Here is a 22,468-nt window from a genome sequence, read left to right on the forward strand (position 1 = left end):
GTCATCCCTCTGCCAATTGAGCGGCAAATTCGCATAGGGTCTGTAGCGATGTGACGAATTTCTCGTCATCGATTGTCATGGCCACGCGGATGTGACCTGCGGCGGCAGAACCAAAGCTTTCACCGGGCATCACAGCGATGGCATGCGTGTCCAGCAGCGCATTTGCGAACACATCACCGCTAAGACGCGTAGCCCGGATATCCAGCATCAGATACATCGCGCCTTGCGCCGGTATTAAGGTGACGACCTGCTGCGCAGCCAGCACTTCAATCGCCAGAGCGCGGCGGCGGCGAAACGGCGCGGCAATTTTGTCTTCGAGAGGTTGTCCCACGCTCAGCGCATAGTTGGCCGCATCCTGTATAAAGCCGGGCACACCATAGGTTGTGTGTGTTGCCAAGTTGATCAGGTGGTCGATCACGCCTTCCGGAGCAACGATCCACCCACAACGCGAGCCAGTCATGGCATGAGATTTCGACATTGAACCCACGACCAGAGTGCGCTCAGCCATGCCGGGTAGGGCGCGCGGTGACAGGTGTTCACCCTCCCAAACCTGCGTATCGTAGACTTCATCGGAAATCAGCCATAGATCGCGGCGCTGACAAACCTCGGCGATGGCAGAAAGTGTTTCGGCGGAATAGACCACACCAGTTGGATTGTTTGGGGAGTTTATCAGCAGCGACACCGCCCCGCCTGCCGCGCCATCGATATCGGAAGCGCGAGGTTGGAACAAATCTTCGGCGCGTGTTTCTATGCGTTTGGCTACCGCTCCAACGCCACGGATCGTGCCGGGGTAGGTGGCATAATACGGATCCAGGTAGAGCGCGATATCGCCCGGATCGCAAAGCGCGGTGTGCGCCGCAAACAATGCGGCCTGACCGCCAGGGGTGATGATAACGTTGTTGCGTGTGGTCGCTACACCTGTTCGCATTTGGACACGGGCGGCCACAGTATCACGCAGCAGATCAGTGCCCGGAACCATCGCGTATCCTGTGTGCCCGCTGCGGGCCGAACTTTCCATGGCCGACAATATTGACTGATCGGTCCGAATGTCATGCTCGCCGATCGTCAACTCGGTAACGGCATGGCCTTCGGCAATCATCCGACGCGCGCGGATGAACACCTCCCAGCCGTCTGATCCACCCTCGGTCAGATGCGTAATGCGATGCGATAGTTTCAAGGGATTCTCCCGACCGGCTATGACGCCGAATGGGGCAAAGCACAGCAATTTTGTCAATCAGCTTCGCAGCGGCAAACTCGCCTGTATCTTCTTGGTCAGCGATGCACGGACAATATCGTATGAGGTGATCAGGCGATGTTGCATCTCGTCGGCGTCGGTTTCCCACGGCAGGCGAACCCAGCTGCGGTGAAAATACGGGGCCTTGGTACCAATCCCTGCGTCGATCAACATCTGCGCGGTCTCAATGTCGGTTGTCTTGACCGATACACCATCCCCGACCGAGCCGACGCAGGCAAACATCTTGCCGCCCACTTTCCATGCGTCGTGGCCTCCGCCCCAAGGATCCGAGAGTTCGGCTCCGGGCAGGTCAGCGCAAATAGTGTTAACGAATTCACGGCTCATGGCGGGCAGAGTGCCGCCGCGGATTGTAAAACTCAAGACTTGGCTCAGAGCGGTAGCCGTGCTAGGCAAAGCGCATGAACCGGAAAACTTGCATCATTATCTGCTGCATTACCTGCTGATTTCTCAAGCGGGCCGGTTTCTTTCGTTTTCATCTCTGAGACAAGTTGCTAAGCCCGCGCCAACGCGTGACGTATATGCTGTTTCAGGAGCACGACCCGATGACGACGATCAAACTGCACAACACAAGGACACGGACGAAAGAGGATTTCGCGCCGATCGATCCCGATAATGTGCGGATGTATGTCTGTGGTCCGACGGTCTATGATAGGGCGCATCTGGGGAACGCACGGCCTGTGGTTGTGTTCGACGTGCTCTATCGTTTGTTGCGGCATGTATACGGTGCTGATCACGTGACCTATGTGCGCAATTTCACCGACGTGGATGACAAGATCAACGCCACCGCATTGTCGCGCAAGAAGGCTGGGGCTGACGGGTCTTTGGAACAGTTGGTGCAGGAACGTTCGGACGAAACCATCGGCTGGTATCTGCACGACATGGGCGCGCTGGGGGCGTTGGAACCCAACGCGATGCCGCGCGCCACAGAGTATATCGCGCAGATGATTGCGATGATCGAAGACCTGATGGACAAGGGGCATGCCTATGCCGCCGAGGGTCACGTGTTGTTCGCGGTGGACAGCTGGAAGGAACACTACGGTGCGCTGTCGGGGCGGTCGGTTGATGACATGATCGCCGGGGCGCGGGTCGAGGTCGCGCCTTACAAGAAGAACCCGATGGATTTTGTGCTGTGGAAGCCGTCGACCGATGAGTTGCCCGGCTGGGACAGCCCATGGGGCCGGGGGCGTCCGGGGTGGCATATCGAATGCTCGGCCATGAGCTATGAATTGCTGGGCGAGAGCTTTGATATTCACGGTGGCGGCAACGATCTGATGTTCCCGCACCACGAGAACGAGATTGCTCAGAGCAAATGTGCCCATCCGCATGGCGAATTCGCGCGTGTCTGGATGCATAATGAGATGCTGCAGGTCGAGGGCAAGAAAATGTCCAAATCGCTGGGCAATTTCTTCACCGTTCATGATCTGCTTGAGCAGGGTGTGCCGGGTGAAGTGATCCGGTTTGTGTTCCTGCAGACCCATTATCGCAAGCCGATGGACTGGACCGAGAAGAAGGCGCGCGAAGCCGAGGCAACATTGCGCAAGTGGCGGGCGTTGACAGCGGGCATCGAGCCCGCCGCCACCGCGGCACCTGCGGTCATCGATGCGCTTGCGGATGATCTGAACACGGCAGGTGCCATCGCGGAACTGCATCGTTTGGCTGCAGATGGTGATGCTTCGGCTTTGCTGGCAAGTGCGCAGCTGGTTGGACTGTTGGGGGACGATATGGGCGCTTGGGCCGAGACCGCTTCGGCTAATCTGTCGTCTCATGCAGAAAAGCTGGCCGCTGCGCGCGCGTTTGCGATGCAGAGCAAGGATTTCTCTGAGGTTGATCGTCTAAAGGCGGCATATATCGCCGCCGGGCTTGAGGTTCGGATGAGCAAGGATGGTGTGGAATTGGTGCCCGGCGCCGGATTCGACGCCGCCAAGCTGGAGGGGGTCGAATGACCAAGGAACGCCTTTACCTCTACGACACCACGTTGCGCGACGGGCAGCAAACTCAGGGTGTGCAGTTCTCGACAGCCGAGAAGGTGCAGATCGCGCAGGCGTTGGATTCGTTGGGGATTGATTACATCGAAGGGGGTTGGCCCGGAGCGAACCCGACCGACAGTGCGTTTTTTGAAAGCGCGCCTGAGACGTCGGCCTGTATGACGGCGTTTGGAATGACCAAACGCTCGGGCAGGTCGGCTGAGAATGATGACGTTCTGGCGGCTGTAATGAACGCGGGAACACCAGCCGTTTGTCTGGTTGGGAAATCGCACGATTACCACGTGACCCACGCACTTGGTATCACGCTGGAGGAAAACACCGAGAACGTTCGCGCCTCGGTCGCGCATATCGTGGCGCAGGGGCGGGAGGCTCTGTTTGATGCCGAGCATTTTTTTGATGGCTACAAGGACAACCCGGAATATGCGGTTGAAGTCTGCCGCGCTGCGCTTGATGCAGGGGCACGGTGGGTGGTTCTGTGTGACACCAATGGCGGAGCATTGCCGGCAGAGGTCGGGCGGATCGTATCCGAGGTGATTGCGGCCGGTCTGCCGGGGGATCGGCTGGGCATTCATACGCATAACGACACCGAGAACGCAGTGGCGTGCTCGCTGGCTGCAGTCGATGCGGGGGCGCGGCAGATTCAAGGTACGTTGAATGGGTTGGGAGAGCGCTGTGGCAATGCCAACCTGACCGCTTTGATCCCAACGCTGATGCTGAAAGAACCCTATGCCTCGTGCTATGAGATCGGAGTGATGCCCGAGGCGCTGGCCGGGCTGACGCGCATCAGCCGGATGCTGGATGATATCCTGAACCGAGTGCCCAGCAAGCAGAGCGCCTATGTGGGCGCGTCGGCTTTTGCGCATAAGGCCGGGCTGCATGCCAGCGCGATCCTCAAGGACCCGACAACCTATGAGCATATCGATCCGGCAAGTGTTGGAAATGCGCGCATCATTCCGATGTCGAACCAGGCTGGGCAATCGAACCTGCGTAAACGTCTGACCGATGCGGGATTGGCCGTAGAAGCGGGCGATCCGGCGTTGGGACGTATCCTTGAGCGGATAAAACTGCGCGAGGCCGAGGGGTATTCCTACGACACCGCGCAGGCTAGTTTTGAGCTGCTGGCGCGGGATGAGTTGGGGCAATTGCCCGAATTCTTTGAGGTCAAGCGCTATAAGGTGACCGTTGAGCGCCGGAAAAACAAATACAACAAGATGGTCAGCCTGTCCGAAGCGGTTGTTGTTGTGAAAGTGGATGGCGAGAAGAAGCTGTCAGTAAGTGAGTCGCTGGATGAAAGCGGTAGCGATCGCGGTCCGGTGAACGCGCTTGCCAAAGCTCTGGCTAAGGATTTGGGGCAGTATTCGCAGATACTGTCGGATATGCGGCTGGTCGACTTCAAGGTGCGCATCACTCAGGGCGGGACCGAGGCGGTCACGCGCGTGATCATTGACAGCGAAGACGGGCAAGGGCGGCGCTGGTCTACGGTTGGGGTGAGTGCGAACATAATTGATGCCTCGTTCGAAGCGCTGCTGGATGCGATTCAGTGGAAACTGGTGAGCGATTGCGCCCCGCAGTCAGCGGCCGCCGAATAAGGTGGAGTTCGACGACGACATCAAGGCTTGTGCTGCGCTGGTTCATCGGGCCGATCCCGATCGCTTTATGGCTGCCATGGCCGCGCCAGTTGAGGCACGGGCAGTTTTGTTCCCGATTTATGCGCTGAACGTCGAGGTGGCCCGTGCCCCGTGGGTGACGCAAGAGAGCATGATCGCCGAGATGCGGCTGCAATGGTGGCGCGATGCCTTGCAAGAGATTGCCGAAGGTCCATCTGTTCGTCGGCACGAGGTTGTTACGCCATTGTCGCGCGTGATTTCTCCGCATCTGGCAGCGCTGCTGGATGAATATGTGGCCGTAAGGCGTTGGGATATCTATCTTGATCCGTTCGAGGATGAGGCGCATTTTGACGCCTATATTGCCCATAGCGCTGGGACATTAATGGTGGTGTCGGCGCAGGCTCTGGGTTCGGCGGATGAAACTGTTCTGCGTGATTTCGGATATGCAGCGGGGATCGCGAATTGGCTGCGCGCAATTCCCGAGCTTGAGGCACGTGGGCGCATTCCTTTGCTGGACGGAACCCATGACGGGGTTCGGGCGCTGGCGCAGAAGGCTTTGGACCGATTGGCGCGGGCGCGGTCCGCCCGCAACGAGGTCTCGGCACAAGCACGGCCTGCGCTCTATGCGGGGTGGCAGACGGAATGGGTGTTGCGGACTGCATTGGCCAGACCGGACCGGGTGGCCGCAGGTGCGTTGGCTCAGGGTGAAATCCGACGTCGGTTTACCCTGATGAAAACGGCAGCGACCGGGCGCTGGTAACGTCAGACGGTTTGTGGGTCCGATGGCCTCAGAACCAGCCACAGCAGCGCGCCACCTGCAAGGGTCAGCAGCGGGATCATGGCGAGGTTTACGGCCGTCCAACCCTCGACCGCTGAACCGCCCGAGCAGTTCATCAATCCGCCAGAGGCAAGCGAGGCAAAGGTCACGCCGCCAAACACCAGCAAGTCATTCAGGCCCTGCATTCGCCCGCGTTCGTGCACTTCATGCGAGTCTGCCAACATGCTGGTGGCGCCAATGAAGCCAAAGTTCCATCCGATGCCAAGCAGGATTAGGGCGACGAAAAAGTTACCTAGATCAACACCTTGCAGGGCGACAATGCCTGCGCCGCCAAGGATTGCCAAACCGAGAGCTACGATCTTTTCGACCCCAAACCGCGCGATCAGGTGGCCGGTGAAGAAGCTGGGAATGTACATCGCCAGTACGTGGCTGGTGACGATATCCGCGGCATCACCTTCGGTATATCCGCACCCGACGACGGCCAAAGGTGTAGACGTCATTACAAGGTTCATCAGCGCGTAGGAAACCATTGCGCAGATGATCGCTACTGCGATGCGTGGAGTTTTCAGCAACTCCAGCCGTGTGCGACCTTTGGGTTCATCTTCGGTCGGTTTCGGCGGAGTAGGGATGTCGAGAAAGAAGAACAGGGCTGAGCCGATTACGTTGATCGCGATCACCGCCAGATAAGTGCCCAAAAACGGGACCACATACGCCTGCGAGGTCAGCTTGACGATCTGAGGGCCGATGATCGCCGCCGCAAGCCCTCCGGCCATGACGTATGAGATCGCCTTGGGCCGAAATGCATCAGAGGCGGTGTCTGCTGCTGCAAAGCGATAAAAGCCATGTGCACTCATGTATATGCCGGTCAGGAAGCTGCCAATTAGGAAGATCGGGAACGAGCCGAGATAAAGGCCGTAAGCCCCGATAACGCCCCCTGCGGCACCTGCGGTTGACCCCACAAGGAACCCTGCACGACGTCCCCAGCGTTGCATGATGGCCGAGATCGGTGTCGCCGCCAGCATCGAACCCAGAACGATCAGTGAAATCGGCAGTGTTGCGAGGCAGGCGTTGCTGGCCAGCGATTGGCCTGCCAGCCCGCCGACGATGAACATCATGGGCATCTGTGCACCCAGGATTGCCTGTGCTGCCACCAAAACGGCGACGTTGCGTTTGGCCTGACTGTCGTCAGGGGTGGCAGCGATCATTGTCATGGGCGAATGGTTATCTACGATTGAGACTTGGCACAAGCGGGTTGCATATGCGGCACATCCGCCTAACGTGCGGACAAGGATCACTTATCGGAGAGCGCATGTCCGTCGGACGCATCATCGAAACCCCGGACTGCGTGACGGAAGGGGCCGATTGGCTGGCCGGGGCCTGCCCCAGGATGGCTTATGCGATGAAGCAAACCGGACCCCTGCCACTCAGGCGCAAGCCTGACGGGTTCGCCCAATTGCTCAGCGCGATTGTCAGTCAGCAGGTCAGCGTGGCCTCGGCAAACGCAATCTGGAAGAGGCTGCAGGACGCAAAACTGACCGGTCCGCGCAAGATTATGTGGGCCACTGATGATGATCTGCGCGCTGTGGGTCTCAGCCGTCAGAAAATTCGCTATGCCCGCGCCTTGGCTGAGGCGCGGATCGATTACAAAGCGTTGCGTGATGCGCCAGATGACGAAGTGGTCGCAATTCTGACCGAGGTACCGGGAATCGGTGTCTGGACTGCCGAGATTTATGCGATGTTTTCGCTGGGTCGCGCCGATGTGATTGCACCGGGCGATCTGGCCTTACAGGAAGCTGCACGCATCCTCTATGAATTGCCAGAACGACCAAAAGACAAAGAGTTACGCCAGATGGCTGAAGCATGGTCGCCGTGGCGATCGGTTGCGGCGCGGGTGCTGTGGGCCTATTACCGGGTCGCAAAAGACAGAGAAGGGATCAGATGACACGGGTTTTGAACGCGCTCAGGAAAGAGCCGGTTTCAGGCGACACACGCTCGGTCGTGGTGTTTGTGCATGGTTATGGTGCAAACGGGGCCGATCTTTTGGGGCTGGCTGATCCGTTGGGCGAGCATCTCCCGGATACGTTGTTTGTAGCTCCGGACGCGCCTGAACAGATCATCGGTATGCCCAACGGTTTCCAGTGGTTCCCGATCCCGTGGATTGATGGCTCATCCGAGGAGGAAGCCCGACGGGGTATGGAAATGGCGGTTGAGGATTTCAACGCGTTCCTTGATGCGCTGATGGTGGATGAGGATGTCCTGCCAGAGCAGGTAGTGCTGTTCGGTTTCAGCCAGGGCACGATGATGAGCTTACATGTAGCCCCGCGCCGCGAGGACCCAGTGGCCGGGATCGTAGCGTTCTCGGGCCGTTTGCTGGAACCTGATTTGCTGCCAGACGAAACCGTAAGTCGCATGCCGATCCTGCTGGTGCATGGCGATGCTGATGACGTTGTACCGCCGCAATCGTTGCCAGAAGCAGCTGAGGCACTTCAGGCGGCCGGGTTCAAAGAGGTTTATGCCCATATAATGAAGGGCACCGGCCACGGGATTGCTCCGGATGGCTTGAGTGTTGCGCTGGCCTTCATGCGGGATAAGCTGAGCCTCTGACTTGCGGGGCGATCTAAGGAGAGCTTGATGCTGATCGTGACAGGAGTGGTCGAAGTTTCAGATGCAGCGGTCGAGATAGCCATTGCTGCCGCGCAGGAAATGGTTGCGGAAACTCTGAAAGAACCCGGATGCCTAATCTATGAATTCAGTCAAATCCTGGGTCAGGCGACCCGCTTTCGGGTCTATGAGGAATGGCAGGATCAGGCCGCGCTTGAGGCCCATTTCGCGACCCCTCATATGGCTGCTTTTCAGGCGGCACTTGGTGAGGTCGGCGTTGTCTCTAGCGAAATCTACCGTGTGATCGGGGGCGAGAAGCAGCCGCTTCGCTGATCGATCACTCCCACAGCCTTCCTTCCGAGAATTCGACCGAGTTGCCTGCAGGGTCTCGTACATAGAGCGACCGGGCTCCGTTGGGCCAGTCGAACTCGGCATCGACAGGGATGTTCCAGTCCAACAGATGCTTGCGCATCACGGTGATTTCATCGCGGCTCAGGACAAGGCAAACATGGCTGGGACCACGCGCCCCATGCGGTGGGACCGGCAGATCAGGGTTGCCTGGTGGTTTCTCGGTTTCGCTGGCATTGAACAGCAATAGGACGGACCCGCCGATTCGATAGAACACATGGCGGTCGGTGACGCGCTGGATTTTCTCTAGCCCCAATATCTGACCATAGAAATCCTCGGCCGCATCTAGATCGTCGACATACAGCGCGGCTTCCAGGATGGCAGACGGGGCAGGGATATCCGGTGTTACCTTCATGCCCTAAGCCTATCACATCACGCAGTTTTTGTCACCGGCGCGGGCGGCGGTCCCGCTTGCGCGACGGTGCTGCGTCAACAGCTGGCATCGGCAGGCTTTCCCACTGACCGGGGTCAAGGCCGTCCAAAGACCAATCTCCAACACGGGCTCGGATCAGGCGCAGAGTTGGGTGCCCGACTGCGGCTGTCATCCGGCGAACCTGACGGTTGCGGCCCTCTTTAATCGTCAGTTCGATCCAACTGTCGGGCACTGTTTGGCGAACTCGGATCGGCGGCGTACGCGGCCATAGTGCTGTGGGCTCGTCAATCAGACGTGCCTTGGCAGGGCGCGTCAGACCATCTTTCAGCTCCACTCCGTCTCGTAGCGCCTTCAGCACGGCTGCATCGGGAATGCCTTCGACCTGAACCCAGTATGTCTTAGGCATCTTGTGCTTGGGGTCTGATATCTGCGCCTGCAATCGCCCATTATCAGTCAGCAGCATCAAACCCTCGCTATCCCGGTCCAAGCGTCCCGCAGGATAGACACCGGGCAGGTCGATGAATGCCGAGAGCGTGCTGCGGGGCGAGTCAGAATTGGCGCGGTCGGTGAACTGCGGCAATACATCGTAAGGTTTGTTGAAACGGATGAACCAGGACATGCCCCGCCATAGCTTGCCGACCACATCTGCGCAACCTGTGGATAAGTGTCACTTATCTGTTACGTATTCGGCCTAACCAATACCCGAGATGTTGTGTGAACTCGGCACTTGTCAGAGATTTAACACGATATATAGTTAACTTAAGGCCGGGGCGGGTGTTCTCCGCTCTGATGTCACAAACGGGCAGTACAGAGCGAGGAGCGATTCTGTTATGGACGGAGACTTCAGGACCGAATTTGTCAGGGAAACCGGTGCGCTCAAGCATCATCCGGCATTGGTTTTGAACGCCGATTACAGACCTCTTTCCTACTACCCGTTGTCTTTATGGCCGTGGCAGGAGGCGATCAAAGCTGCCTGGCTGGACAGGGTGGATATTGTTGCGGAATATGACGAGGTTGTCCGCAGTCCCAGTACCGAGATCCGAATACCCTCGGTCGTTGTCCTGAAAGACTATGTAAAACCCAGAAAGCGCGTGGCCTTCACGCGCTTTAATTTATTTTTGCGGGACGAATTCAAATGCCAGTACTGCGGCAGCCGTGAAAACCTGACCTTTGATCATGTTGTACCGCGCGCTGCGGGCGGGGTCACAAGTTGGCAGAATGTCGTTGCAGCGTGCAGTCCGTGCAATCTGCGCAAGGGCTCAAAATCCCTGCGACAAGCCAGAATGTCTCTGAATAAACCGCCGCGTCAGCCGGATGCTGAGGCTTTGCGCAATATCGGCCGGAAGTTCCCCCCGAACCATCTGCACGAAAGCTGGATCGACTTCCTCTACTGGGATGCCGAACTGGATCAGCTATAAACGCTAGCGTGCGCGCCAGGCTGCGATCCAGATCAGGACCAGACCCGTCGAAATCAATCCATTCCAGCCCGCCATGGAAATCCCGAACATCTCCCACGGGATGTCATCGCAACGCACGAGCGGGGCGGACATGATCTGATCCATTAACTCTTCTGCACTCAGGCCGCCGATATTACCAGATGTGCAGGTCGATGGGCCTTCCCACCAGCCTTGCTCGACCCCAGCATGGTAAAACCCTATTCCCGCCGTTGTGGCCGCCGCCAGAGCGCCTAGTAGGGGCAGGGGGCGGACGCCCGGGAAGGCAAAGGCTAGAGCACCAAGAATCACTGCGACACCATGGGGATACCGCTGCCAAATGCACATTTTGCACGGCGCTAGCCCACCGATGTACTGAAAGCCCCAAGCCCCAAGTAGCAACGCGGCCGAGCCGGATGCGGCAACCAGAACCAGAAGTCTTTTGCGCGTCATAAGTATTTCACCACAAGAAAGCCGCCAAACAGCAGGATTATGAATAGGGTAAACATCAAACCCAACCGTTTTTCGATGAAGTCACGGATGGGTTCCCCAAATTTCCACAGCAGCCCGGCCACAAGAAAGAAGCGCAAGGCGCGTGCCAGGATCGAGGTGGCTATGAACGTCCCAATCGGCATCCCGGTCCAGCCCGACATGATGGTGATGACCTTATATGGGAAAGGCGTCACACCAGCCGCCAGCACGGCCCAGAAGCCGAAATCATTGAAGCGGGTATTGAATTCTTCCATTGCGTGGGCTTTGCCCATGGCTTCCAGAACAGGCTGCCCAAGGCTTTCGTAAAAGAATGCCCCAATTGCATAACCCAATATCCCACCCAGCACCGAGGCAACCAAGGCGACCGTCGCGATCAGCCAGGCCCGCGACGGACGCGCAAGGATCATGGGAATCATCAAAACATCGGGTGGGATCGGAAAAAACGAACTTTCGACAAAAGCCACAACAGCCAGCGCCCAGAGCGCATGAGGATGTTCGGCCAGACGAATGGTCCAGTCATAAAGGGATCGCAACATGAAGAATATGTATCCTGGTAACCGCTGCGGCAAGCCAAACCATGCACCCGACTGACCGTCAACCTCCTTCGATGAAACATTCAGGGCAGTGGTTGTTTTTTGCCTCTGGACCTTCTCTCGGTAGGGCGCTAATCCAGTGTTCGTGGCCCAAGTGGCGGAATGGTAGACGCAGGGGATTCAAAATCCCCCGCCTTCACGGGCGTGAGAGTTCGAGTCTCTCCTTGGGCACCACAGCAATTCTGAATATATTGCTGAAGTTCGGCTTCAATACCCCGTCATCTCAAGATATCCGCGCCCTGTGTGGCTACCTGTAATGGTGATTGGGCCTTCCCAGTATTCGAACCGGGTTCCCATCCAGGCTTTCGGGGTTATGGCATCGACTTCAACATCGATCCCGCGATCCGGCAAGGATACCTGCCATTTGATCGGAACGTCACGATGCGCCACGCGGGCGGTTTCAAGGGGCATTAGCAGAACTGAGCCATCGGGCAGGGGGGTCGTTTGCCCATCGGCCTCAATCCACGTAGCGGCCGTGAAATCCCCTCGATCCCCGCGTAGACGGAAGGCCATCAGCTTGTCACCGTCGTCAAAGCTGAGCGAGAACCAGTCCCAGCCGCTTTGATCTTCGGCCAAGGGTTGCGAAGACCATTCGCGATCCAGCCAACCCTGGCCGGCGACTTCGACATCTTCGTTGGGCAGGTGGAGCGTGCCCTCGACCGAGTAGAAGGGTTGTGAATAGTAATAGCTGGCCTGACCATCGGCGGATTTCACCGAATACCCCTCGGCCCCGTGAAACACCAATGGGCCTTGGGCCTTCAGAGTCAGATCATACCCAAAGTCTGATCCGTTTGCTGTCAGGCTGAGGGTTTCCAAATCATCGCCGCGCATGTGCCATTCATCGATCCATGCCTCAAACGGATGGGCCGTTACGCCAGCCTGTCCGACACCGCCGCGAGAGAGTCGTTCGGCGAAATAGTGTGTTTCTGGCGTTGTGAGCGCGGCATGGCCCATCCAGATCTGTGGGTTTTGCCAGCCGTCAGCTTCGGATGGTTTCAGTGCCGAACGGAATAAGGTCCATTGTATGCCATAGTCGCGACCCTCTGCGTCTTTGAGGTTTGCCGTCAGATACCACCATTCAATCCGATAATCCGGATGGGCGCCGTGATCTTGCGGAAACTGAAAGCTGTAGCCCGGTTCAGGATGCGTAAAGCCATCCGCATTGCCGCCCAACCCGGCATAACCCTGCGCCCAACCAGGAATTGGAAGGAGGATGAACAGAATGAAGGCTTTAACGTTCATTGGCAAAAACCCTCAACAGCGCAGCAGGTGGTAGGCGGAGCAATCGTAATGCGGGTAGGGCCGCTGCGAGCACGGCGGCAACCAGAGTCAGCAGGAATAAGCTCAGCCAATCAGTTGGGAACAAATACATGGGCAAGCGCCATCCGAAGGCCTGCACGTTGATCACGGCCAGCAGCACCCATGCCAATACAAGGCCCAATGGAAGGGCAAGACAAGCGGTCATCACCGCTAGCAGGACACTGCGCAGAAGCTCTAGCTTGGCCAGTTGCGCGCGCGTAAGGCCCAGCGCCCAGACCGGTGCGACCTGAGGCAGGCGCTGGGTCCACAATGTCAGCAAACTGGTGAGTATCGCGAACCCCGCGACGCCCAGTGTCAGCACATTCAGCGCTGAGGTGACGACGAAAGTTTTCTCAAAAACAGCCATCGATTGCGCTTTCATAGCGGCCTGCTGCACAACTGCCGATGGGGGTAGGTCAAATTGGTCACGCAACGCCTGTGCCAGCTCCGAGGCCTGATCCGGTATGATGCGGATGCCGAAGCGGCGTGTATCCGTATCCGGGGCAATCTGATCTAGCATCGGCATAGCGACGATGGCCTGACCTGTCGGGTTCCCGTAATCGGAATAGACACCTGCAATCGGCAAGCTGTGCTCGGGTGTGATCGCGACGGTATCTCCGGGCCACAGATCCGCGCGTCGTGCGAGTTGCTCGTTGATCAGAACGGCGCCGCGATACAGGACGTTGTCCCATACGTCAGGACCCTTGGCGATCAGTGGCCAGTTGTTGCGATAGCTATCGTGATCAACAATCCCGTACAGAAACAACGGCCCGGTCTCGTGCGGCAATTCGGTGCTGCGAATGGGTAGGACAGCTGACGCCCTTGGGTCGAGCCAATCGATAAGGGCTGCGCCTTGTGCATTGTCGGCTGCGGTCACGTAAAGTTCGGAGGTCAACCGTTGATCGAGCCAGCCAGTAAAGGTGAGGCGGAAGCTTGAAACCATTGTGCCGACGCCGATATTCGCGGCGAGCGCCAGCAGCAAGGCCATCAGCGCAAGTGACAGACCGGGCAATTGCGCCCGCATGTCCGCGAGCACCCATTGACCAACAGGCGTGCGGGCCCGGCGCAGGCACAAGGTCAATATCCCTGACAGTGCGAGCGGCAGCAACAAGGCCGCTCCGGTCAGCATCCCGGCAAGCAAGGCAAATCCTGCGATAAGTCCGCCGATTGTGAAATATGCGATAAAGCCCACTGCTAGCAGGGCTAGGCCACATGCGCCTGTAATCTGGGCCGAGGCTTTATTGCCACGCCAAGCTTGTAAGCCCGGCCCTGCGAGGATGGGCATGCGCGAAAGTCGCCAAAGAGCGTGGCCACTGGTCGCCAACGTGCCGCCTGTTGCCATCGCAAGACCTGCGGCGACCCATTGGGGGCGTAATGACATCTGCCCGTCGATTGTTGCCCCGTAGAGGCCGCGCAACGTGGCGGCGACATCAGGCAACAAGGCTCCAGCCAGAAAATACCCCAGAATTAACCCGAACAGGCCACCGATCAGGGCCAAGAGAAGCAATTCACCCAGAACGATCCAGATCAGGTCCCGCATGGGAAGGCCCAACGCCCTTAATGTACGGATAGTGCCACGCCTCTGCGCGAAGGCGAGGCCGACCGTTCCGTGAACGATGAACAGGCCGACGGCGAAAGACAGCAAGCCGAAGGCTGAGAGGTTCAGGTGAAAGCTGTCGGTAAGCTGCGCGGTATCCAACTGGGCCGAGGGGCTAATGCGTTGAAGTTCAGGCGCAAGTTCTGACAGAGATGGGACCCCACGGGGCTGATTGGGCAAGATCACCAGACGGGAAATCTGACCGGGACGGTTCAGAAGACGCTCGGCCACTCCAATATCGGTGAGCACCAGATCAGCTGGCAGCGCGGTGCTGGAAAGTACCGGTGGGAAGTCGTCACTAGATTGAAACAGCGGGGCCAGGGCGGGTGACATCAGCAGCCGCCCCGGAGCTGTCAGCATATCAGCTGGGTCGGGGGCATCCGCGCCTTGCTCGATCTGGGTGATCGCGGGCAGGACAGGGTAGGCCACCAAATCCACCCCCATCAGACGTACGGAACGGCCCTTGATGCGCAGCGTGCCTTCTAAGACGGCCGCCACTTGCCAGCCTGCGCGCCTGAGCTCGGCGTAGCGGGAAAGAGGGATCGTGGAACCGGAGGCGCGCAGTTCGTCGAATTGTCCGATGGCAAGCTGGGCGCTGGCGCGTTCATAGCTGGCGCGCGCTTCGGCATTGATGGCTTGCACGGCCGACCACAGACAAGTTGCCAGCGCGATACCCGTCAGAAGCGTCATCAATTGCAATGGGTGCATCCGCCAATGGGACACCAACGCCAGGACCGCAGCGCGTGTCATGCGATATGCCCGCCCGTCAGGTGGGCACGCCGGTCGAGACGGCTGGCGATGTCATTCGAGTGGGTGACCAGCAGGAGCGCAGCGCCGGTATCGGCTACCAATGAAAGCATCAGGTCTAGCACCACCGCACTTGCTGTTTCGTCCAGATTGCCCGTCGGCTCATCCGCTAGCAGCAATCGTGGTCGGATCGCCATGGCGCGTCCGATGGCAACCCGCTGCTGCTGTCCGCCCGAAAGGTTCTCGGGGTAGCGGTCTTGCAGTTCTCTCAGGCCAAGGCGCTCGGTCAGGTGGACAACCCAATCCGGGTCGTTCCGACCCGCAAGTCGCGCATGGATCGAGAGGTTCTGGGCAACGGTCAGCGACGGGATCAGGTTGAACTGCTGAAAGACCAGAGACAAGGTGCCGCGACGCAATTCGGCGCGTTCCGCATCATTCAGGGCCGACATGGCGCGCCCTTCCAGAGTAATCTCTCCGCCATCAAACCCATCCAGCGCCGCCACCAGATGCAATAATGTGCTTTTGCCACTGCCACTTTCTCCGGTCAGCGCCAAGGTCTGCCCCTGTTCCAACGTCAATGAAACATCGGTCAGGACAGGTCGCCCACCGGGATAGGCTTTTCGAACGTGATCAATTGATAGCAACATGCAAACTCTCATCTGGTCCCGTCACAATGTGCAACGCGGCGCGCCAGTGTCCAGAGCCGAGATCGGTTCTATTCGCCGCAGCCTTACGCATCGCATGGGGTTGTCGGCAACGCGCGAAACCCCCATGCTTGCACAGTTTTCAGCGATCAGAACAAAGGCCGTTTACATGACATTGTCGCAACAAATCATTTGGGGCAGCTTCTATCTGGGTATTTGTTTTCTGATCGAAATCATGCTGCTGACATGGTGCGTTCTGGTCATCCGAAAACTGGTTGCGAAATGGGAGACACGCAGCACTATCCTTGCAACCGCAGGCCCGATCAGCGTGGCGCTGGTGTTTATCGTGCTGACCCATACGGTTCAGGTCTGGATCTGGGCGATTGTCTGGGTTTGGGGTGATGTGCTGCCGGATTGGAATTCGGCCCTCTATTTCTCATTGGTGACGTTCACAACGCTGGGTTACGGCGACATCGTCTTGGGCGAAGGGCTGCGCATCTTCGGAGCGTTTGCATCGGTCACGGGCCTACTGGCCTTTGGGCTGTCGACCGCGTTCCTGGTGGCTCTCATGACGCGGGTGTTTGAAGAACGGTTCCTGAACTAGAGGATCGGTGCAAACAACCGTGCAAGCGGCGCACCAAAACGGATGTGGAACGGTTGCTGGGGCAAATTGCGGGTCAATTCGTAACTTGCTTCAAAATCGGTTTCCAGCATCGCAGCCACTGCGTTTGCTGCGCGACGATCAAAGAACAGGGCCATCGCCTCAAAGTTCAGACGGAAAGATCGGTTGTCCAGATTGGTGGTGCCAACGGCGGCCAAGGTATCGTCTACAACAAACGCTTTTTGATGCATGAAGCCGTCGGTATAGCGAAACACACGGGCGCCACAGTCTCGGATTTCGTCGAAATAGGCAAAAGCGGCCAGCCAGGGCAGACGATGGTCGATGACATCCGGCACGAGTATTCGTACATCCACACCACGCAACGCCGCGTGCTGTAGCGCGGTCATGATGTCGATGTCGGGCACAAAATAGGGCGAGGCGATCCAAAGCCGTTCTTTCGCCTCAGTGATGGCCGCAAAGAACATCATTGCGCCGGTTTCTGTTTCGTCGCCCGGGCCCGTTGCCACCAGCAGCGCATTCATGTCCTGATCAGATTCATTTCCAGCCCAATCGAGTTGGTCGATCAGATCTTCGTTGCGCGCCCAGTGCCAGTCTTCCGTGAAGATCAGTTGCAATTGACGGACCACGTGACCGGTCATCTTGATGTGTGTGTCCCGCCAACGACCGAACCGAGGGCTTTGTCCCAGATACTCGACCCCGATGTTGTGACCACCGATAAAGCCGACATCGCCATCCACGATCACAGTTTTTCGGTGGTTGCGATAGTTCAGTTGAAACCGGAAATTGGGCCCGCGTTGTTCGCGGGGATCTGCAACATCCACACCGGCCTGGCGCAGCGTCTCAAAATAGCTGGACGGCAGGCCATAGCTACCCACCGCGTCGGTCATGAATCGAACATGTACGCCACGCTTGACCGCGGCGATTAGCCGGTCCCGCACCCTTCGCCCAAGATCATCATCCCGGACGATGTAGAACTGGATCAGAACGTAATTCTCGGCCTTATCTATGGCGTCGAGAATGGCATCAAACGTAGCTTCGCCGTCGATCAGCAGCTCGGCTCCATTCCCACGTGAGACGGGCAAATGGGCCAGCGCTTCAAACGCGCGAGGATTGACTCGCATCGTCTGAGGGTCGGGTTTCGAGAAATCGGCAAAGGTCTTGATCCCTTCGACGACGCGCTCACTTTCTTGCCGAGCGATCCGGTATCCTCTGAACCGATGGTGACCGAGGAATAGATACAGCGGCACGCCAAACATCGGGGCCGACAGCAGGAACACAACCCAGCCAACCGCTCCTTGTGGTGTGCGTGCAGTCTGCGCAGCGCGAACTGCAAAGACGACCGCTACGCAATAGAGTGAAAACAGAAAAAACGAGACGAGTAATGTCCACATCGGGGCGCAGCGATCCGGGTTGCTTAGTTTGCCCCAGTGTAGATGCGGGACCAGTCGTTGGCCATATCAACAATGACCCATCCCATATCCGGGCCTTTGTCCAACCCATCGACCAGCCGTCCAATCGGGCTTTCGCGGTCGTAGGCCCATTCACGATCCGCATCAGTGTGATGGATCAAAACGCCCAGCCGTGGCCCGTCGCCTGCGGTGGTCCATTCAAGCATGGCAAAATCCCCGTCCGAGTTTCCCCCGGCAAATATGGGGCGCTTGCCGATGGTGCGCTCGATATTGATAGGTTTGCCTTCTTTATCATCGATGAAGGCGATGCCGGGGGCCTTGTTGATTACAGGCGTGCCGTCCACATTGTCATACGTGGTCTCACCATAGGTGCCCAGAATCTGTTCGGGCGGGATGCCATAGGCCTGTTCGGCGAAGACACGCATGAAATGCAGGCCTCCGCCTGAAACGATATAAGTTTTGAAATCCTCATCCCGCAGATAGCGCAACAGCTCGACCATCGGCTGATAGGTCATCTGGTCGTAGGGCAGATCGGTCTCGGGATGTCGTGCAGTGTCCAGCCAATCGGCCACCGACGCCTGAAATACTTCAACGCTGCTGCCGGAATGCGATGCGTTGACCACTTCGATCAGAGCGTCGTGCCCGCCTTCCAGAATGGTTTTCAGATCACCTTCAGCAGCCGCTTTCAACGCTGGGGTCGATAAGATCGATGGGTCTTGTTTAGCAAGCTCTGCCAGTTGGTCCATGGCAAATATGAACTGAAAATAGACCGGTTGTTCGGCCCAGAGCGTGCCGTCATTGTCAAACACCGCAATCCGGTCGACGGGAGTGACATAGAGTTCATTCGCCGGGTCGCTGACCGCGTCAACAAAGTCGATGATCTGCTGTTTTGATGCTGAGTCGGTCCAGCTGGGCAGGGGGTCTGCGAACGCCACTAAGGGGACGGTGGCTATAAACGCCGTGAGTTTGAGAAATCTCATTTAATAGCCTCTGATACTGGAAAAAGGGGCCGCGCTTTACGGCGGCCCCTGTCTTGTTTTCTAGTTCGAAGTCGGTGTGGCCAATTTCTGCATTACCTGATCCAGGCTGAAGCTCGCCGCCTTCTGACGTGGTGGGAATTCTTGGAAAGTACTCAGGAAACTCGCCACATATTGCTGCGCCGGTACTAGGAAATACACCCGGTCGATCATCCAGTCGTAGTATGTGTTGGATGTACGGTATCCACGCTCATAAGGGTCGCGGCGCAAATTCACGATGATCGGCACGCGCAGTTCTGTGAATGGTTCCATCCATGCGCGCAGGGTGGCCCATGCTTTTTGCTCCAAAAAGATCAGCTTCCAGTCGTCAAAACGCAAAGCAGACAGGTCGCCGTCATCCGTGAAATAAAAGATTTCACGGCGGGGGCTTTCAGTGGTCTCACCAGTCAGCAGTGGCAAGATGTTGTAGCCATCCAGATGCACTTTGTAGTCGCGACCCATGGCAGGTGAGGAATAGCCGGCTTTCAGCTTTTCCTTGATTTCGGGGTCGCCAGCGACCGCCAGATAGGTGGGCAGCCAATCCATGTGATGCACGATTTCGTTCGAGATCGAACCCGCTTCGATCTTACCGGGCCAACGCACCATGGATGGTACGCGCCAGCCGCCTTCCCAGTTGGTATTCTTTTCGCCCCAGAACGGTGTCGAAGCGGCATCCGGCCAAGTGTTGTAATGCGGGCCGTTATCGGTGGAATAATGAACGATAGTGTTGTCGGCGATGCCGAGTTCGTCCAGCAGATCAAGCAGTTGGCCGACCTGAATGTCATGTTCGATCATGCCCGCCGTGTATTCATCGGCCGGACTACCTAGGATTTCGTTGGCTGTTTCGCGCATTTCTTCCCCGACATGGGTGCGGAAATGCATGCGTGTGCCATTCCACCAGACATAGAATGGTGTGCCGTTCTGGTTGGCCTCACGAATGAACTCAACGGCAGCTTCCAGGGTTTCCTGATCCACCGTTTCCATGCGTTTGCGTGTCAGTGGACCGGTGTCTTCGATGGGGCCGCCTGCGCTGGACTTGATCACACCGCGCGGACCATAGGCCTCGCGGAACGTGCGCCCGTCGGGCAGAACCGCGTCCCCGGGATAATCTTCATGCTCGGGTTCTTCTTCGGCATTGAGGTGATAGAGATTCCCAAAAAACTCATCAAATCCGTGATTTGTCGGCAGATGCTCATCCCGGTCGCCCAGGTGGTTCTTGCCAAACTGGCCGGTCACGTACCCATGATCCTTAAGCAACCCTGCAATCGTGGGGTCTTCGATCTGCATCCCTTCTTTAGCGCCAGGCAAGCCAACCTTGGACAGTCCAGTCCGGAACACCGATTGGCCCATGATGTAAGATGAGCGGCCAGCTGTGCAGGATTGCTCGCCATAATAATCGGTGAAGATCATGCCTTCATCGGCGACCCTGTCGATATTGGGGGTCTGGTATCCCATAAGGCCCATTGTGTAGGCCGAAATGTTGGATTGGCCGATGTCATCGCCCCAAATGACCAGAATGTTGGGTTTTTGATCCTGCGCCCATGCGGGCAGTGCGACCAGAACGGCAATCGACGCTGCTGCGGTACGGCGCAGTCCGATACGCCAGCTTTCCAAGAACCGGGTTGTAGTTAACATGTATTACTCCTGAACTTGTGGACAATTTGTCCCTGTGAACTATCTGAGACTTGTGTCCAGAATAGGATTAGTTGCAGTCGTTAAGCATTGGATATCCCGCGAAAATAGCCAGATTGCGGGATTCGTGTGTAAGTAATGTAGGCCAGTGAGCCTGATTGAAATTTATCATATGATGAAGTTTAAATATATAGATGGCATTAATTGAAACTGATCTAGACGCGCTGCAGGAAAGTTCCTGGTTCAAAACCAGATCTCCCGCCTTTCAGGATGCTCTGATGCGCAGCGCCGTGCGCCGAACTTACGGTGCTGACGAAGCTTTGTTTGTCCAGGGTGATCCCGCCAACGGGATTCACGCTGTATTGGATGGTAGTGTTAAGATCACCGTCCCCGCAGATGACGGTCAGGAATTTGTCATACACCAAGAGGGACGTGGCTTTTGGATCGGCGATCTCGCGTTGTTTGCGACTGCGCATCGGCTGATCAGCGTGGTGGCGACTCGGCCAACCGAGACGCTTTTCTTTCCGGCCCCGCGGTTAGAACGCTTGGTGCAGGATTCTCCTGACTTTGTTCGGGATTTCTACGCCTTAAGTCATGAAAACATGCAAAAAGCCCTACGTATCGTTGCCAATCTTGCGGTGACCGGCACCGAGAAACGGCTGGTTCTGAGGTTGCTGCACCTGGATGAGGTGACATCCGATGCAGAGGGTTGGATACCGGTTTCGCAGGAAGAGCTGGCGGCTATGATTGCAGTCTCTGCGCCAACGCTTCACCGAGCATTACACAGGCTTATCGAATTAGACTTGATCGAAGGCGGGTATGGTCGGCTTAGGTTGAAAGATCGACGCGCCCTCGTCGCTAGCTGTCAAAGTTGACGGACTTTCAAGCCGAATGTTCTGTTGACGACCGATCATCCTCACCGAGCCTTCCATCCAAAGACATCAAGATCGCGACAGGGCGCAGCGCGGGGATGTGGCTGAAGATGATCAGGATGCAGACGGTCAAAGGCACACTCAGGAACGCTCCGATCAGACCCCAGACCGTGGTCCAGAAGGTCAACGCCAAAATCACTAGGAACGTCGACATGTTCAGCGATCGGCCTAGCATGGCCGGATCTAGAAAGTTGCCGATTAGAAACTGTAGTGTGCCGCACCCCAGAACGATCACGAGAAATGGCCCGATCGTCTCAAACTGAACCAGAGCGATCATTGCGGGAAAGATGACGGCGATGATCGAACCGATTGACGGGATGAAATTCAGGGCGAAAGTCAGCACGGCCCAGGTTTCAGCATATTCCAGACCCAGCGCTTTGAATACGGCGTAGCTGATGGTGGCGGTGATCAGACTGATAAATGTTTTCACGCCGACGTATCGCTGCAGGCTGTACGAAATCGCATCCAGAACCAAGGCCAGGTCAGCCCCCAGCCGTGGGTTGCCGGCGGCAAGCTGGATTTTCTTGCGAAAGGCCAACCGCTCGGCCATCAGAAAGGCGACATAGAGGCTGATTAGGAAGAACTGGTTAAGCAGCGATGTGGCGCTGCCCAGCAATATCCGAGCGACATAGGACATATCGATGCTGACCAGATTGTCTCGGATAAAACTTGTGACATCGTTGCCGACCAACCCGGTAATTCTATGAACAGCCCCGTCAAACTGGCTTTCGTAGGTGTTGATCGAGCGTGCAAATTGCGTGGCCTGACTGCCCAGAATGTACATGATCATGAACAAACCGGCCAATACAACTGTTACTCCCGCGACATTCGCCAACCAGATTGGCACCCGCGTCACTGCAATGACCCGGTCGCTAAGGGCCAGGATCAGCACGTTGACCAGTAACGCCATGGTCAACGGCACCAGAAAGTTTGCCCCTGCATAGAGGCCAAGCACCATTAGCGTGGCCACGATCGCTACATCCCGCAATACGCTCAGTTGCGGACGCGCACGGGAAGGGCTGTTTTCTGGGTCAGAGGTCATAAG

General features: G+C 57.3%; 23 protein-coding genes and 1 tRNA gene. 10 read left to right on the plus strand and 14 right to left on the minus strand.

All coding sequences use genetic code 11. From position 1 onward, the window contains the following. Position 1: 1 nt before the first annotated feature. Complete coding sequence (locus ACR0AH_RS02855) at positions 2–1,177, minus strand: pyridoxal phosphate-dependent aminotransferase (RefSeq protein ID WP_480590260.1); 1,176 nt, start codon at positions 1,175–1,177, stop codon at positions 2–4. A 57-nt stretch (positions 1,178–1,234) separates the two neighbouring features. Further along, positions 1,235–1,579, minus strand: a complete 345-nt coding sequence (locus ACR0AH_RS02860; RefSeq protein ID WP_170800744.1) for an MmcQ/YjbR family DNA-binding protein — start codon at positions 1,577–1,579, stop codon at positions 1,235–1,237. A gap of 218 nt (positions 1,580–1,797) precedes the next feature. On the opposite strand from ACR0AH_RS02860, the gene cysS reads away from it, so the two are divergent. Genes cysS through ACR0AH_RS02875 form a run of 3 tightly spaced genes read left to right on the plus strand, consistent with a single transcriptional unit; the run spans position 1,798 to position 5,607 of the window. Continuing rightward, a complete protein-coding gene (gene cysS / locus ACR0AH_RS02865; RefSeq protein WP_170595537.1) occupies positions 1,798–3,198 on the plus strand; it encodes a cysteine--tRNA ligase in 1,401 nt (466 codons plus the stop codon). Next, positions 3,195–4,829, plus strand: a complete 1,635-nt coding sequence (gene cimA, locus ACR0AH_RS02870) for a citramalate synthase (protein WP_170595539.1) — start codon at positions 3,195–3,197, stop codon at positions 4,827–4,829. Before cysS ends, cimA begins: the two co-directional genes overlap by 4 nt. Before the next feature lies 1 nt (position 4,830). Further along, complete coding sequence (locus ACR0AH_RS02875; RefSeq protein WP_480590263.1) at positions 4,831–5,607, plus strand: squalene/phytoene synthase family protein; 777 nt, start codon at positions 4,831–4,833, stop codon at positions 5,605–5,607. Positions 5,608–5,609: 2 nt separating this feature from the next. Here the strand turns inward: ACR0AH_RS02875 and ACR0AH_RS02880 are convergent, their stop codons facing one another. After that, complete coding sequence (locus ACR0AH_RS02880) at positions 5,610–6,836, minus strand: MFS transporter (protein ID WP_223118012.1); 1,227 nt, start codon at positions 6,834–6,836, stop codon at positions 5,610–5,612. Positions 6,837–6,934: 98 nt separating this feature from the next. On the opposite strand from ACR0AH_RS02880, the gene ACR0AH_RS02885 reads away from it, so the two are divergent. The 3 genes from ACR0AH_RS02885 to ACR0AH_RS02895 are packed head-to-tail and all read left to right on the plus strand — an operon-like array spanning position 6,935 to position 8,559. Next, the gene (locus ACR0AH_RS02885) at positions 6,935–7,567 is read left to right on the plus strand and encodes a DNA-3-methyladenine glycosylase family protein (protein WP_480590265.1); all 633 of its coding nucleotides are present in this window, start codon (positions 6,935–6,937) and stop codon (positions 7,565–7,567) included. After that, the gene (locus tag ACR0AH_RS02890) at positions 7,564–8,229 is read left to right on the plus strand and encodes an alpha/beta fold hydrolase (RefSeq protein ID WP_170392997.1); all 666 of its coding nucleotides are present in this window, start codon (positions 7,564–7,566) and stop codon (positions 8,227–8,229) included. The genes ACR0AH_RS02885 and ACR0AH_RS02890 overlap by 4 nt, the downstream gene beginning before the upstream one ends. A 27-nt stretch (positions 8,230–8,256) precedes the next feature. After that, positions 8,257–8,559 carry a putative quinol monooxygenase gene (locus tag ACR0AH_RS02895; RefSeq protein ID WP_170625868.1) on the plus strand — a complete coding sequence of 101 codons (303 nt, stop codon included), beginning with the start codon at positions 8,257–8,259 and terminating at the stop codon, positions 8,557–8,559. Between the two features lie 4 nt (positions 8,560–8,563). Here ACR0AH_RS02895 and ACR0AH_RS02900 read toward each other — a convergent pair whose 3' ends face one another. Both ACR0AH_RS02900 and ACR0AH_RS02905 read right to left on the minus strand, forming a co-directional pair. Beyond that, positions 8,564–8,989: a VOC family protein gene (locus ACR0AH_RS02900; protein ID WP_170392999.1), complete on the minus strand. Its 426-nt coding sequence runs from the start codon at positions 8,987–8,989 to the stop codon at positions 8,564–8,566. Between the two features lie 31 nt (positions 8,990–9,020). Beyond that, entirely contained in the window at positions 9,021–9,626 is a 606-nt protein-coding gene (locus ACR0AH_RS02905) for an rRNA large subunit pseudouridine synthase E (RefSeq protein ID WP_480590267.1), read from the minus strand. Between the two features lie 211 nt (positions 9,627–9,837). Here ACR0AH_RS02905 and ACR0AH_RS02910 point away from each other — a divergent pair, with 211 nt between their 5' ends. After that, positions 9,838–10,425: an HNH endonuclease gene (locus ACR0AH_RS02910; RefSeq protein WP_170405905.1), complete on the plus strand. Its 588-nt coding sequence runs from the start codon at positions 9,838–9,840 to the stop codon at positions 10,423–10,425. A 3-nt stretch (positions 10,426–10,428) separates the two neighbouring features. Here the strand turns inward: ACR0AH_RS02910 and ACR0AH_RS02915 are convergent, their stop codons facing one another. Further along, complete coding sequence (locus ACR0AH_RS02915; protein WP_170405901.1) at positions 10,429–10,893, minus strand: disulfide bond formation protein B; 465 nt, start codon at positions 10,891–10,893, stop codon at positions 10,429–10,431. Beyond that, a complete protein-coding gene (locus ACR0AH_RS02920) occupies positions 10,890–11,468 on the minus strand; it encodes a YqaA family protein (protein ID WP_170393003.1) in 579 nt (192 codons plus the stop codon). Before ACR0AH_RS02920 ends, ACR0AH_RS02915 begins: the two co-directional genes overlap by 4 nt. A 145-nt stretch (positions 11,469–11,613) precedes the next feature. On the opposite strand from ACR0AH_RS02920, the gene ACR0AH_RS02925 reads away from it, so the two are divergent. After that, a tRNA-Leu gene (locus tag ACR0AH_RS02925) sits at positions 11,614–11,699 on the plus strand. A gap of 33 nt (positions 11,700–11,732) precedes the next feature. Here the strand turns inward: ACR0AH_RS02925 and ACR0AH_RS02930 are convergent. From ACR0AH_RS02930 to ACR0AH_RS02940, 3 genes are read right to left on the minus strand one after another with little or no spacing between them, the layout of a single operon-like run. Then, on the minus strand, positions 11,733–12,767 hold the full coding sequence (locus ACR0AH_RS02930; RefSeq protein WP_480590270.1) for a lipocalin-like domain-containing protein: 1,035 nt from the start codon (positions 12,765–12,767) through the stop codon (positions 11,733–11,735). Then, complete coding sequence (locus tag ACR0AH_RS02935; protein WP_480590272.1) at positions 12,757–15,171, minus strand: FtsX-like permease family protein; 2,415 nt, start codon at positions 15,169–15,171, stop codon at positions 12,757–12,759. Before ACR0AH_RS02935 ends, ACR0AH_RS02930 begins: the two co-directional genes overlap by 11 nt. After that, a complete protein-coding gene (locus tag ACR0AH_RS02940; RefSeq protein WP_170776191.1) occupies positions 15,168–15,815 on the minus strand; it encodes an ABC transporter ATP-binding protein in 648 nt (215 codons plus the stop codon). Before ACR0AH_RS02940 ends, ACR0AH_RS02935 begins: the two co-directional genes overlap by 4 nt. Between ACR0AH_RS02940 and ACR0AH_RS02945 the strand changes: the two genes are divergently transcribed. Next, entirely contained in the window at positions 15,814–16,416 is a 603-nt protein-coding gene (locus tag ACR0AH_RS02945) for a potassium channel family protein (protein ID WP_370644421.1), read from the plus strand. The two genes, ACR0AH_RS02940 and ACR0AH_RS02945, sit on opposite strands and share 2 nt — an antisense overlap. Here the strand turns inward: ACR0AH_RS02945 and cls are convergent. The 3 genes from cls to ACR0AH_RS02960 are packed head-to-tail and all read right to left on the minus strand — an operon-like array spanning position 16,413 to position 20,494. Then, positions 16,413–17,825, minus strand: a complete 1,413-nt coding sequence (gene cls, locus ACR0AH_RS02950) for a cardiolipin synthase (protein ID WP_170662620.1) — start codon at positions 17,823–17,825, stop codon at positions 16,413–16,415. The genes ACR0AH_RS02945 and cls overlap by 4 nt on opposite strands. Positions 17,826–17,848: 23 nt before the next feature. After that, on the minus strand, positions 17,849–18,823 hold the full coding sequence (locus ACR0AH_RS02955) for an HAD family hydrolase (RefSeq protein WP_170732262.1): 975 nt from the start codon (positions 18,821–18,823) through the stop codon (positions 17,849–17,851). 60 nt (positions 18,824–18,883) lie between these two features. After that, positions 18,884–20,494 (minus strand): arylsulfatase, encoded by a 1,611-nt coding sequence (locus tag ACR0AH_RS02960; RefSeq protein ID WP_255612093.1) that lies wholly within the window; start codon positions 20,492–20,494, stop codon positions 18,884–18,886. Positions 20,495–20,685: 191 nt separating this feature from the next. On the opposite strand from ACR0AH_RS02960, the gene ACR0AH_RS02965 reads away from it, so the two are divergent. Further along, the gene (locus ACR0AH_RS02965) at positions 20,686–21,366 is read left to right on the plus strand and encodes a Crp/Fnr family transcriptional regulator (RefSeq protein ID WP_170510220.1); all 681 of its coding nucleotides are present in this window, start codon (positions 20,686–20,688) and stop codon (positions 21,364–21,366) included. 7 nt (positions 21,367–21,373) lie between these two features. Here ACR0AH_RS02965 and ACR0AH_RS02970 read toward each other — a convergent pair whose 3' ends face one another. Beyond that, positions 21,374–22,465, minus strand: coding sequence for an AI-2E family transporter (locus tag ACR0AH_RS02970; RefSeq protein ID WP_170393011.1), 1,092 nt, complete (start codon positions 22,463–22,465; stop codon positions 21,374–21,376). Positions 22,466–22,468 lie beyond the last annotated feature (3 nt).

The sequence above is a fragment of the Ruegeria sp. AM5 genome (assembly GCF_056540645.1).